The organism is Metabacillus lacus (assembly GCF_009674805.1).
Taxonomy (GTDB): domain Bacteria; phylum Bacillota; class Bacilli; order Bacillales; family Bacillaceae; genus Metabacillus_C; species Metabacillus_C lacus.
Window position 1 is genome coordinate 52,469 of the sequence record NZ_WKKI01000008.1, and the last position, 12,201, is coordinate 64,669.

11 protein-coding genes and 1 riboswitch are annotated in these 12,201 nt (G+C 41.6%); of the genes, 2 read left to right on the forward strand and 9 right to left on the reverse strand.

Going from position 1 to position 12,201, the window contains the following annotated elements; translation table 11 throughout:
- Nucleotides 1-322: 322 nt before the first annotated feature.
- The 6 genes from GJU40_RS06815 to GJU40_RS06840 form a co-directional block, all read right to left on the reverse strand.
- Nucleotides 323-1,210 (reverse strand): CAP domain-containing protein, encoded by an 888-nt coding sequence (locus GJU40_RS06815; protein ID WP_246188290.1) that lies wholly within the window; start codon nt 1,208-1,210, stop codon nt 323-325.
- Nucleotides 1,211-1,293: 83 nt separating this feature from the next.
- A complete protein-coding gene (locus GJU40_RS06820) occupies nt 1,294-1,806 on the reverse strand; it encodes a GNAT family N-acetyltransferase (protein ID WP_343031441.1) in 513 nt (170 codons plus the stop codon).
- Nucleotides 1,807-1,880: 74 nt separating this feature from the next.
- The gene (locus GJU40_RS06825; protein ID WP_154307000.1) at nt 1,881-2,480 is read right to left on the reverse strand and encodes a histidine phosphatase family protein; all 600 of its coding nucleotides are present in this window, start codon (nt 2,478-2,480) and stop codon (nt 1,881-1,883) included.
- A 2,041-nt stretch (nt 2,481-4,521) separates the two neighbouring features.
- Nucleotides 4,522-5,346: a MetQ/NlpA family ABC transporter substrate-binding protein gene (locus GJU40_RS06830; protein ID WP_154307001.1), complete on the reverse strand. Its 825-nt coding sequence runs from the start codon at nt 5,344-5,346 to the stop codon at nt 4,522-4,524.
- 49 nt (nt 5,347-5,395) lie between these two features.
- The gene (locus tag GJU40_RS06835; protein ID WP_154307002.1) at nt 5,396-6,061 is read right to left on the reverse strand and encodes a methionine ABC transporter permease; all 666 of its coding nucleotides are present in this window, start codon (nt 6,059-6,061) and stop codon (nt 5,396-5,398) included.
- Nucleotides 6,051-7,064 (reverse strand): methionine ABC transporter ATP-binding protein, encoded by a 1,014-nt coding sequence (locus GJU40_RS06840; RefSeq protein WP_154307003.1) that lies wholly within the window; start codon nt 7,062-7,064, stop codon nt 6,051-6,053. Before GJU40_RS06840 ends, GJU40_RS06835 begins: the two co-directional genes overlap by 11 nt.
- Before the next feature lie 202 nt (nt 7,065-7,266).
- Nucleotides 7,267-7,374, reverse strand: a riboswitch (SAM riboswitch).
- Nucleotides 7,375-7,607: 233 nt separating this feature from the next.
- Between GJU40_RS06840 and GJU40_RS06845 the strand changes: the two genes are divergently transcribed.
- Nucleotides 7,608-8,150 carry a PadR family transcriptional regulator gene (locus tag GJU40_RS06845; RefSeq protein ID WP_154307004.1) on the forward strand — a complete coding sequence of 181 codons (543 nt, stop codon included), beginning with the start codon at nt 7,608-7,610 and terminating at the stop codon, nt 8,148-8,150.
- Nucleotides 8,151-8,430: 280 nt separating this feature from the next.
- Here GJU40_RS06845 and GJU40_RS06855 read toward each other — a convergent pair whose 3' ends face one another.
- The 3 genes from GJU40_RS06855 to GJU40_RS06865 all read right to left on the reverse strand — a co-directional run bounded on the left by GJU40_RS06855 (nt 8,431) and on the right by GJU40_RS06865 (nt 11,345).
- On the reverse strand, nt 8,431-8,985 hold the full coding sequence (locus GJU40_RS06855) for a GNAT family N-acetyltransferase (RefSeq protein WP_170289344.1): 555 nt from the start codon (nt 8,983-8,985) through the stop codon (nt 8,431-8,433).
- Nucleotides 8,986-9,072: 87 nt separating this feature from the next.
- A complete protein-coding gene (locus GJU40_RS06860) occupies nt 9,073-10,296 on the reverse strand; it encodes an MFS transporter (RefSeq protein WP_154307007.1) in 1,224 nt (407 codons plus the stop codon).
- Nucleotides 10,293-11,345, reverse strand: coding sequence for an ArsR/SmtB family transcription factor (locus GJU40_RS06865; RefSeq protein WP_154307008.1), 1,053 nt, complete (start codon nt 11,343-11,345; stop codon nt 10,293-10,295). Before GJU40_RS06865 ends, GJU40_RS06860 begins: the two co-directional genes overlap by 4 nt.
- Before the next feature lie 586 nt (nt 11,346-11,931).
- On the opposite strand from GJU40_RS06865, the gene GJU40_RS06870 reads away from it, so the two are divergent.
- Nucleotides 11,932-12,069 (forward strand): hypothetical protein, encoded by a 138-nt coding sequence (locus GJU40_RS06870; protein WP_154307009.1) that lies wholly within the window; start codon nt 11,932-11,934, stop codon nt 12,067-12,069.
- The last annotated feature ends 132 nt before the right edge of the window (nt 12,070-12,201 follow it).

The following is a 12,201-nucleotide window of genomic DNA, read 5'->3' on the forward strand; positions in this document are numbered from 1 at the left end:
GCAGCCACTATTCATATATAAACGGAAGAACTCCGCCTATTCAGAGAAAACAGGGTAAATGGCCTGAAATAGTCGGAGGAATCAAACATGACCTACTGGTCACCGCCAGGAATGGTTTTTAGGAGCTTAAGCGGAATTCATTCCCTTATTTTGCTAAAAAAATGGCCCATTCTGAAGTTAATCGGAATTTCTACGCTTATTTTTTCTTTGTGAGGATAAGTCTGTTGTAAATTAACCAATTCTTTTTGAACGTCATCTTACACAACCACTTAATCAAGTGAAATTTTATGGCATAAAAAAATCGGCATCTCGCCGATTTTTTTTATTTTCCGATAAACATCTGCGTCCAGTAGTTGCCTTCCTCAGTATGGCCCACACCAATATGAGTGAAATCACCATTCATAATATTCTTCCGGTGACCTTCACTGTCCATCCAGGCTTGAACAACTTCTTCAGGAGATCGCTGTCCCATTGCAATATTTTCTCCAGCTGTTTTATAGGTAACACCAAAGTCCCTCATCATGTCAAAAGGAGAACCAAATGTCGGGCTGTTGTGAGAGAAATATTGATTTTGCTGCATGTCATTGGACTTTTCCTGCGCTACATTGCTTACCTCTTCATCAGCTTGCAGCTTTGGCAGCCCTTCTTTAGCGCGTTCAGCATTTGTTAGTTCAATTACCTTTGATTCAAAATCGCTGATATTTCCATTTGCCTCTTGCTGATTCTGTGCCTGCTGAGTTTGTCCCTGCTGGCCTTCATTTCCCTGAGGTGCTGGTGTAGCATTATCCGGCTGAGCTCCCTGCTGTCCTGTTCCCTGCTGCTGTTCTGCACGCCCTCCATATTCAAATACATGTCTTCCTCCATCCTGAATTAATGCAGTGTGAGGAAAGTTTTTGCTTGGAATTGTTGTGCTGAAAGAGTTGGGATCAATCGTAATATAGCCGTGTGAAACTCTTTGAATATCAGCTGTACTCAGATTCTGCTGATTTGTGTTTCCTTGATTCTCATTTGCAGTTGTTCCGTTACCACCCTGATTTCCATTTCCCTGATAGCCATACTGATTTCCGCCTGAGAGATTTGTGACTCCCGGGTTTCCAGTTTGGTTGTTAGTTCCTCTCTCATTCATCCCTTGCTGATTATTGTTGCAAGCTGATAAAACGAGAAGCAGCAGCAAGCCCAATAATGAAAACTTAAAATAAACACGTCTCATTTTCCCAATCTCCTTTATTCTCATTTTTTTACATCTTTATCATTCCGAATAAAAGGAGAATTATCATTGGAAAAAATTAAAAATCATGATTCGCCGTTGGATATGTAAAGGACCATTAATTCTTCATCGTAATACTGACCATTGACTTTCAGGGCATTTTTCTCGACTGCATAGCTTTGAAAGCCAAGTGAACGATACAGCTTTTTCGCAGACTCATTTTTTGCCATAACAGTCAGATGAAGCTGTTCGATGCACTTCAGCTCCCCTGCCTGTTGAATGGCTGCCTGCATCAGCTTCCTGCCCAGCCCTGCACCGCGTTTTTCCTCTGATACATACATGGCAACAATATTGCCGCGATGCTTCAGCTTGTTTTTTTCCTCCGGCAGCAGGGTAACAGCTCCGTATAATTGCTGATGTTCAATAGCCCCAAATGTGTAGGATGAAGTTGATGAAAGTCTGTTTTCAAATGTTGAAATCGGAAGAGCTTCCTCCTCTTGATAGCTTGAGGCAAATGCCTCTGGATGAAGCTGCAGCGCTTTCAGCCGCATTTCCTTATAATGTACAGCATAGTTTTTTCCAAGCAACAATATTTCCACTTTCCCTACCGCCTTTACTAAGTATACATCTTGATGAGTAAGACTTTGATTATTATCAACTGTGATACTGATTTTCATGCCAAAGCTAAAGGGACACGATTAATATAGTTGACCAGACATTCACCCGGCCGCCTTACTCCGAGGCAGGTTACACTTCCCACATCAAATTTAAAAAGAGGAAATTGTTCCTTTTCCAGTCCCATCAGCAGCAGCATAAGTATGTTTAAGAAACCGCTGTGAGAGACAATGGCTACCTTCTCTTTGCGATGCTGCTTCAACAGGAGGTGAAGAACATTTTCAGCTCTCTTTTCTACATCCTCAAATGTTTCCCCTTGCGGAGGTGCACTGAGGGGATCTGTCCATGCTCCCTCCCACTCCGAAGGAAAAAGCTCTATGGCTTCCCGCCTGCTCATTCCGTTAAAAACACCCGCATCCCGCTCTTTTAACTCATGAAGAGGAATCGGATCCAATCCGAGCGAATCGCTAATAATCATCGCTGTGGAATAAGCTCTGTTTAAAGGACTGCAGTAAATATGCTGTAAGCCCTGACTTTTCAGCAAATCAGCAAGCATTTTGCTTTGCTGATAACCTTCTTCACTTAAAGGAAAATCTGCCTGCCCGGCAATTCTTCCTTTTGCTTCAGATTTTCCATGCCTTATAAGAAGAAGTTCCACATTTGTCTCCTCCTTACCTATTAAGAATTGGTAATAGCTTGTTTTTCCTCTATAACCAATTTCTTAATCATGTTAAACCTTTGGCCCTGCAAAACCTGACCAAACATGCCGGCGAAAGTATAATTGCATTCTCAATACCTTCAGGAACATTGCTTAGGGATTGTGGGAAAAAGGCTGATTTCCGCTCCAATCAGCAGCTTATATTCTTAGTACTTGACTCACAATCTATTTAAATTCAGAGACAAGCATCTTGCCAAATCAATTTAGGAATGGTGGGAGAAAAGCTGATTTCCGCTCCGCTCCAATTAGCAGTTATATTCTTAGTATTTGATTCACGATCTATTTAAATTCAGAGACAAGCATCTTGCCAAATCAATTTAGGAATGGTGGGAGAAAAGCTGATTTCCGCTCCGGTTGCTTGCTTTCCGGGGGGCGGGTGGTAACGTCGATGACGCTCTTGTGAGGTCTCACCCCTCCCGCTAATTCCCCAGGAGTCAAGCACCCTCCGCTCCAATCAGCAGCTTATATTCTTAGTGCTTGACTCACAATCTATTTAATTTCAGAGACAAGCATCTTGCCAAATCAATTTAGGAATGGTGGGAGAAAAGCTGATTCCCGCTCCAATTAGCAGTTATATTCTTTAGTATTTGATTCACGATCTATTTAAATTCAGAGACAAGCATCTTGCCAAATCAATATAGGAATGGTGGGAGAAAAGCTGATTTCCGCTCCGGTGCTTGCTTTCCGGGGGGCGGGCGGCGAGCCTCCTCGTCGCTGACGCTCCTGCGGGGTCTCGCCCCTCCCGCTAATCCCCCAGGAGTCAAGCACCCTCCGCTCCAATCAGCAGTTATATTCTTAGTACTTTGACTCAGATTCTATTCAGAGTCAAGCACCTTGCCAAGTCCAAGTTGCCAATTTATTTAAATTCTTGACAGGAAAAAGTAAGTATCGCCTGCATGGACATTTTTAATCCTTCACAGGGTTGTCTAACGTATATTATGCTTTCATTTCCCTCAACAAATACACGTTCAATCGTCCCTTTTGCGTCTTGCATATAGTTGTTACCTTGAAAAATCAATACTGTTTTAGATTGCGAACTAAATGATCCTGTGAAATTGATTGATTGATCGCTAGCATTTTACGTTGTTTACGTTCATTATACTGATTCTGATTTATTTGTCATCATAGTTGGTCATCTCTGAAAGAAATGATACAGCTAGTGTAATAAATTGGTTTGGAACGGAGGGTGGCGACTTCTGCAGTAAAAGCGGGAAGCCACTGAGAAAGTATTTCTTTTAAAAAAGAGCAGACTGTCGAAAAACTTTCGGCAGTATTTTATTTTGAATGTTTGGAAACCCGGACACAAGAGACTAGCTTTGAGGAGCTGAATGCAGTTAAGGGGTCATTAAAAATGGTATTCCTGAACTGGTCTTTTGCTTTGTTATACGATTCCAAAGATACTATAACAAAACGCCATACTTTGTTATAGTATCGGGGGAAATTTCAAAGATACTATAACAAAACCCCCTTCTTTGTTATACAGTTCCAAAGATACTATAACAAAACGCCATACTTTGTTATAGTATCTGGGTAAATTTCAAAGATACTATAACAAAACCCCTTTCTTTGTTATACGATTCCAAAGATACTATAGCAAAACCCCCTTCTTTGTTATACGATTCCAAAGATACTATAGCAAAGCATCATATTTGATATACGACCGGAACTGTATATAGCCCTTTCTCCACAAACTGAAAGATGTTTTTTAGGAGATCAAAAATGTCTCCCCATTTTAAACCGTTGCTTAGAAGCGATTCTAGAGCCTCGTTTTTTGTCACAGTTTTCATTTTGAATATTTTCGAGTTTTTTATGTCCCCAAAGCAGCTCGGCACAGCCCGCGGAAAGCATCCACCCGGAGTGGAAATCTAACTCACATTAATATTCTATCTAAATTTTAAAAATAAAATAGACCGCAGGCAAACTCGAAATCCCCGAGTTTGTCTACGGTCTGATACCCCGGCTGGAGGCCGGCGTTAACTCATTATCTGTTTTCCATCCATTCCGGCTTGCCAAAACCTTGGAATTCACGATCGATTGTTTCTTCAAACTCACTAGACTCTACTGCCGCTTTCAAGTCTTTCGCAAGCTGGCCGTCGATGTCTCCTGTGTTGACAACTACACGGTTGCGGTAATCATCCGGCATATTTTCCAAAACGAGGGCATCAAGCAGATCCATTCCTGCAGAAAGAGCAAAGTTTCCAGGTACTGCTGACAAATCTACGCTATCAACCGCTCTTGGAAGCTGAGCTGCTTCTAATGGCTTGAAGACAATTCCCTTTGGATTGTCCTGTACATCTTTTTCAGATACAGTTAACGGATTCACATCAGGGTTCAGTGTAATGAAGCCTTCTTGCTCCAGTATTAACAAAGCTCGTGCTGCATTGGTCGGGTCATTTGGAATGGCAATTTCTGTACCTTCCTCAATTTCATCCAGAGAATTTACGGATTTAGAGAAAATTCCCATAGGAGCAGTTGGTACGCTGATGACTTCTGACAGCTCTATATTATTTTCTGAAGCAAAACTCTCCATGAAAATTTTATGCTGAAACAGATTGGCATCTAAATCTCCGTTTGCCAATGCTTTGTTGGGCTGAATGTAATCAGAAAATTCTACAACTTTGACTGAATAGCCATTTTCCTCAAGAATCGGCTTGATTGCTTTATTGACCATATCACTGTAAGGACCTGACGTAGCACCTATTGTGATATCCTTTGATTCTCCACCCTCTGTTGAAGCAGTGCTGCCGCATGCAGCCAGCAGGGCCATCATGCTTACTAATAGTATAAAACCAGCTAATTTTTTCATTTTGTTTTGTTCCTCCAAGTTGATATTTTATATATTTTCCAAACGGCAATTACCGTTTATCCACAAGCTTCGCCACTGTGTCTCCGCCCCATTGCACAAGCTGCACCAGGCAGATTAGGATAACGATCGTTGCTATCATGACTGTATTGTCATAGCGGTAATAACCAAACCGGATGGCCAAATCACCGACCCCGCCTCCGCCGACAATCCCTGCCATTGCTGAGTAGGCAACAAGAGAAATGAGTGTGATGGTGACTCCTTGAATAATCCCGGGTCTTGCTTCGGGAAGCAGAACATCGGTAATGATCATTCCGGGAGAAGCACCTGCTGCCACCGCCGCTTCGATCACACCTTTGTCTATTTCTCTTAATGATGTTTCTACAATTCTTGCAAAAAACGGCACTGCTGCAACTGACAGGGAGACAGAGGCAGCTGTAGGGCCGATGGTTGTCCCTGTCAACAGGTTTGTCAGCGGCAGAAGAGCCACGAGCAAAATAATAAAGGGAATTGACCTGATCATGTTAACAAAAAAACCAAGTGTGCTTTTCAGCGGAACATTTTCAAGAAACAAGCCCTTGTCAGTGACAAACAGCAAGATACCAAGCGGCAATCCGGCTATAATGGCTACCAGTATGGATATGCCCACCATATACAGCGTTTCAAAAAATGCTTTATTCAGTTCCGGGAGAATGCCGATCAGCGACTCAAGCTGCATGGTGAATCACCTCCAGGCTTTTTGTTCTCTCAGTGATATAATTGATAGCTTTTGCGATTTCACTCTGCTCACCTATGAGTTCCATCACAAAGATGCCGAGCGGAATTTCCTGGATATATTCAATTTTTCCATGAAGAATATTCCCTCTGACTTTAAACTTCTGAAACACATCAGAAACAACAGATTCTTCAGCAATGGACCCTTTAAATTGAATTTTGATGATTGTTCCTGCAGGGTTCTCCAGCAGATGCGGAGGGAGGTCAAACTGCAGTACAGTACTAATGAACTGCTGAGTCAGCGGCTGCGTTGGATTCGAAAAAATTTCATACACATTTCCTTCCTCCACAATCTTTCCATCCTGCATAACAGCCATTCTGTCGCAGATCTCTTTCACAACTTCCATTTCATGAGTAATCAGCACAATGGTCAATCCCAATTTCTTGTTAATTTCTTTTAGTAAACCAAGAATCGCTTTCGTTGTACCGGGATCAAGAGCTGACGTTGCTTCATCACAGAGCAGAACAGCAGGATTGTTTGCCAGAGCCCTTGCAATTCCTACTCTTTGCTTTTGCCCGCCGCTCAGCTGCGAGGGATATACATCCCTTTTATCTGAAAGCCCCACAAGGCCCAGCAGCTCAGTCACTCTTGCCTCAATTTCTTTGCTGGATTTACGGGCCGCCTTCAGGGCGAAGCTAACATTCTCAAATACCGTTTTTGAACTGACAAGGTGAAAGTGCTGAAAAATCATGCCGATCTTCAGCCTCTGACTCCTCAATTCCCGGTTAGACAGCGCTGTGAGTTCGACGCCATTTATGAGTACCTGGCCCGAGGTAGGTTTTTCGAGAAGATTTAAGCAGCGAAGCAGCGAGCTTTTGCCCGCCCCGCTGTACCCGACAATGCCAAACACTTCTCCTTTATTAATTTTTAAAGAAACAGCATCAACTCCCGTTACAGTTCCTTTTTTTGTTGTATACACCTTACTTAGATTTCTTACTTCAATCATGCTTTACCCTCCTTTAACTTAGCTGCACAGAACAGCGGTAAAGTCCGAAAATGTGTTGAGTCAGCCTGCCTGGGATCTTAAGAGCCCGGCTGGTCTATGTATTTAGCCAATCAATAGATTCATTGAGTATCCCGTTTTACAGTAGAGTGAATAAAAAAAAGCCCCTCTCATCTGAAAGGGGCATCGTTAATGAATCAATAACGACTTATCTCTCAGAATAAATACATTCTGCAGGAAGTGGCACCGTTCCTCATAAAAGGAGGTTGCCGGACGTCAAAGGGCCTGATCCCTCGGTCTCTCTGGATAAGTGAGCTTATATAATTGTCGTCGTTACAGCGGTCTTTATTAGATAAATAACATATTAATTTGAATTGAAGCAATTGTCAATAGATTATTTCAATTACTCTTTTCCTGCACCAAACTGTGTTTTGGATAAAATTAACAGATTTTTCTTAAAAATAGATAATTTCGACTATTGTCATAGTTCCTCTTGAAATTATACAATTTCTTATCGGAGAAGTATATTTTGAAAGGAGGACCTCTATGTCCTTGCGTTACGGCCTGTTGAGTATGATTGCAAAAGATCCCCAAACCGGCTATCAGATGTTTCAAAATTTTCAGGAGCAGTTTTTATATTTTTGGAACTCCAATTCTTCACAAGTGTATAAAGAACTGGTGAAGATGGAGGGAGATCAGCTTATTTCTTTTGAATATATCTATGAAAAAGGAAAACCTGTTAAAAAGCTATATCATATTACTCCAAAGGGAGAAAAAGAACTGATTGACTGGGTTATTGAATTTGAATCAAAAGCCGCTAAAATTAAAGATGAGTTTCTGCTGAGAGCCTATGCTTTTCATATGATTTCAACCGGTGAGGCAATAGCTCTTCTTTATAAAATGAAAGCTCGTGAAGAAGGAGTTTTGTATGAAACTTCAAGGTGGAATGAAGAACGTTTTAAGCAGATACCCGAAAAGATTAAATTAGGCGAATTTGTAACAGCCGAGTTTGGAATTAGATATTCCAATATGTATATTGATTGGTGCAAATGGGCAATCGAGTTACTGGAGAGCTATCAGGAAAGCTAAAGAAATAGATGATAGCTGAAAGCTGCTTTCACAGGAAAAATCCTGTTTACTCACTTTGAGTCCTTCCCGGCCTGGCAGCCTGATACATGAAGAAGTTCTCCTATTTCGCTTACCTCCCCTCAATTTTCCTGTTTTATTTTTGGGCTGCCCCATTTCTCGCATTCTACTGCTGCTCCTTTCTGGCGGTGATCCCCGCCTGTCAATTGTGCAAATGAATTGAAAGGCAGTGTCAGCCTCACTGGAAAAGAGCTTAGTTCCTGCACCAATGCACAAAGCTGCTTCAGCTTTTAGTTTCTGTGGCCATGAGAATCAAATCATCATAATGAGTTCCGCTTTTTATCTGATCTATCAGCCTGCCCTCTTCACGAAAGCCAAGCTTTTTATATAACGCAATTGCCGGAGTGTTCGCTCCCAGCACTTCAAGCCTTACTTTTTCAATCTCTGGATTTTCCCTGCACCATTGCAGCAGGTCTGCTATCAGCTGTTTTCCAACACCCTTGTTTCTCCAGGCAGAGGTAATGCTGATGCCGAAAGAGCCCTGATGTTTTGTTTTCAGCTTTTCACCGCCATCAAAATTCAAAAACCCGATTACCTTTTTTTCATGAACCGCTACAAGAAACAGCTTGCTCTGTTGATTGGAAATATAAGATTTAATCCATTCCCTTTCACTTTTCATAGAATGATGAAACTCTTCTATACTCGTAATGCCGAGCCCCTCTTTCAGAATTTCTTCCGCGATGCTCATTGTGCTCACACTATCAGCTGCTTTCACCGGCCTTATCACTATGATTTCTCCAGTTTTCAGCATGTATTTTTTTTGTAGTTTCCCTGCCAATCGTACCACCCCGTTACCTATCATTAGCTATGATATTCGACACAGACCAGTCATTTTCATGCTGCCATTTATAAAAAATGAAGACTGCTATTTTGTCATTGATTCTTTTTTCTGCTCTCCTCTGAGAAAAGAAAAGTATGGAAGAATCAATCCTGCTGCTGAAGCCGTACAGATGATCAGTCCGATGAGAACGAACAAACCCCTGATGCCGATTATGTCTGAAAATAATCCTGCCGCAGCTACGCCGGCCGGCATGGCTGCCCTGATCATAAACAGCCTGACGGAAAATACCTTTCCCATTAAGTTCTGAGGCACTATTTTCTGAACAAGCGACGTGTTATAAATATGAAAAAATGCCATGGCTATCCCTGCTGCAGCTTCTATGAACACCGATAAGTATATACTGAAGCTAAAGCCAAGGAAAATATAGGTGCTCCCTCCTGCAAGCAGTGAAAGCAGAATAACGTATTTTGAATTAGCATTCACAAGCTTTCCCGCCAGAACTGCACCACATATATACCCGGCAGGAAATCCTGCTGCAAAATAGCCATAATCCCTGTAGTTTCCGGATAGTTCTTCTGTTATGTAAGGCAGATTTATGACCATTGAAACCCCTACTCCAAATTGGACAACTGCCAGGAACATTCCCAGCCATAAAATTGTCTTTTGACTGCAGTAAAAAGAAATTCCCTCTGCAAACTGCTTTATCCAAGTAGAACTAGGCTTAACCGCTTTCCTTTTTTCTTTTAATACAAGCAGGAAAACACTGCTGAGAAGGTACAGAGAAGCTGTCGTTGCAAGCACAGCTGTTGTTCCTGCAAACTGTATTGCAACGCCGCCAAGAACAGGTGCTGTAAACATCATGAGTTTTAACAGGCCGTCCAAGTAAGCATTTGCTGTTTCAAGCTTTTCCTGATCTATCAGCTCAGGCAGTATAGCCTGACTGGCCGGGACATACAAAGGCATAATCAATCCTATGATTATTTGTACAGTAAGAATATGCCACACTTGCAGACTGCCCTGAAAAATAGCAAGGAGAGGCAGCAAAAAAACAATACCCCTTGCTGCCTGTGAGACAAACATGATCCATTTTTTGCTCCACCTGTCAATAAAAGGACCGATAAAAAGCTGAAGCAGCAAAGAAGGCAGAAAATAAAGCAGCCACATACTACTTAGCGCTGCTTTAGATTCTGTCATTTCGTAAATTAAAATTGAGCAGCTGAACGTTCCGAACGCTCCGCCCAGTTCAGATACCGCACTTCCTGTCCACAAAATGAAAAACGGAGGATGTTTCAATAAAGATGCAGTCATGGTGTTTCGCCTTTTAAATATCCATTCAGCTCTGTCAGCAAAGCTTCCAGGGAGTTTTTCCGGATCCGGTGTTTTGATCCCTGGCTTTCAATCAGACGGGCAGCCTTCAGCAATTTTAAATGATGATGAACTGTTGACTTACCCAATTCAAGCTTCTCAGTTAATTCCTGCAATGTATGTTCTTTTTCAAAAAGCATTTTAAGTATGCGCAGCCGTACCTCATCACCAATTGCTTTGTGTTTTAACACAACCTGCTGAGGAGGGGCGTACCTGTCTTTATGGTGCAGGCTTTCATTTGAAACCGGATAGTAAAAAACCTTGGTATGTTCTATATCTGCTTCTACTGCCCATGGCCGGTAAATGAGTTGCGGAATGAGAAGAACCTCTGGGACGCCCGGTTCAGGAAGGTACTCCACCCCTCCCGTTGCACGCTCTACAAAAGCTTCAGCATGAAGTGTTTTACTTAAAGTCAGCATACTATCATAATCCCTTTTCAATACTTTCAGAATTTCTTCCTCTTGCTCTCTTACCACTTCCTCATACCAGAACGACAAAACATTCAGCAGATGCTTTTTTAAATTGCCTGGCTCCTGCTTTGCTATATATGTGAGATAATCCGGAAAAAAAGAATGGCTGCCTGCCTCTTCTATTAGTGTCTGAAGTGCAGCATCTTCCCCGTTTGCAGCTTTTTTCCTGATTTCCTGAAAAGCTTCTCCAAGATAAGGAAGGCAGATAAACAGCAGCTCAGCATCTTTTAGGCTGTTTACAAAGCTTGAAAAATCATCAAGAGAGTCCATCTTTTCAGCATGAAGAAGCTGAAGAAGCGCTTTCCATGTATTATGCCTTTCAACTCTATGCAATTCTGTCTGCAGTTCTAGGGATAAACTTTGTCCAAGATCTTCCCATTCATTTTCAGGTTTACTTAAGGTATGCAGCAGCGGTTTATTGGTATAAGCCGCTATTCCCAAAGCTGTTTCCCATAAAATACTATAGTGAAGTTGAATCGTGTAAGTACCTCTCTTTTTGGCAGTAAAATGCAATGATTTCATAAGTATCCCTCCAATTATTTCCTTCTTTTATTCTAAATGTTTAGAATATATAATTCAATATATTTAGAATTATAAAATCTAACTAGGTATCCTCACTTTTCTATACACTTTAATAGGGGATTGGCTGAGAAATCAGGTTAAGCTTCTATATGGGTAATATGTAAAAAAGCCTATAGCCGACCCTTCGTTTATGTATAAGTAGTGGCTTTCATATGGCGCCTCCTACCCTAATCAGGCAAAATAAGGGAACGCATTCCGCTTAAGCTGCTGAAAACCATCCATTTTAAGGTTTTTTAGGTGCTTAGACGGAAACCCTCCGTTTATGTCAGTCCATTTTGATTGTTTTTTCCTAATAGGCGGAGTTCCTCCGTTTATATAGCTTTTATATGGTGCCTCCCACCCTGCCAAATGTTCAATACATGTGAATAAGCATTCACACAATAAGAGTTTCAAAACGATACTGCAAACACTCTTTCACTTAGGAATACCGCGCATTCTTCTCCTCCCGATTAACTGCAGGGCATAATGGGGTAGTATAAAACAAAACGGACACACAAACACAAATTTGTTCAAAGAAGGTGAAAATATGTTCAAGCGCAGGTCATCAGAATCTCTGCTTCAAAGCACAACTCTTGCCAATACGCTCAGTTTAACCATTCTGCTGTTAACTGTTATTCACCATCTCAGCATGCAGCAAAGCATTCGCAAGCTGGAGCAAAAGTAAGACTATAAAAAATCCGCGGCCTGTTCACGAGGCTGCGGTTTTTTTGTGCTCACAATTTTTTCACAATTTGTCCTTTAAAATACATTATACTTTGATTATAAAGAGAGGCTGTTTTATGATGATTTCTACTAT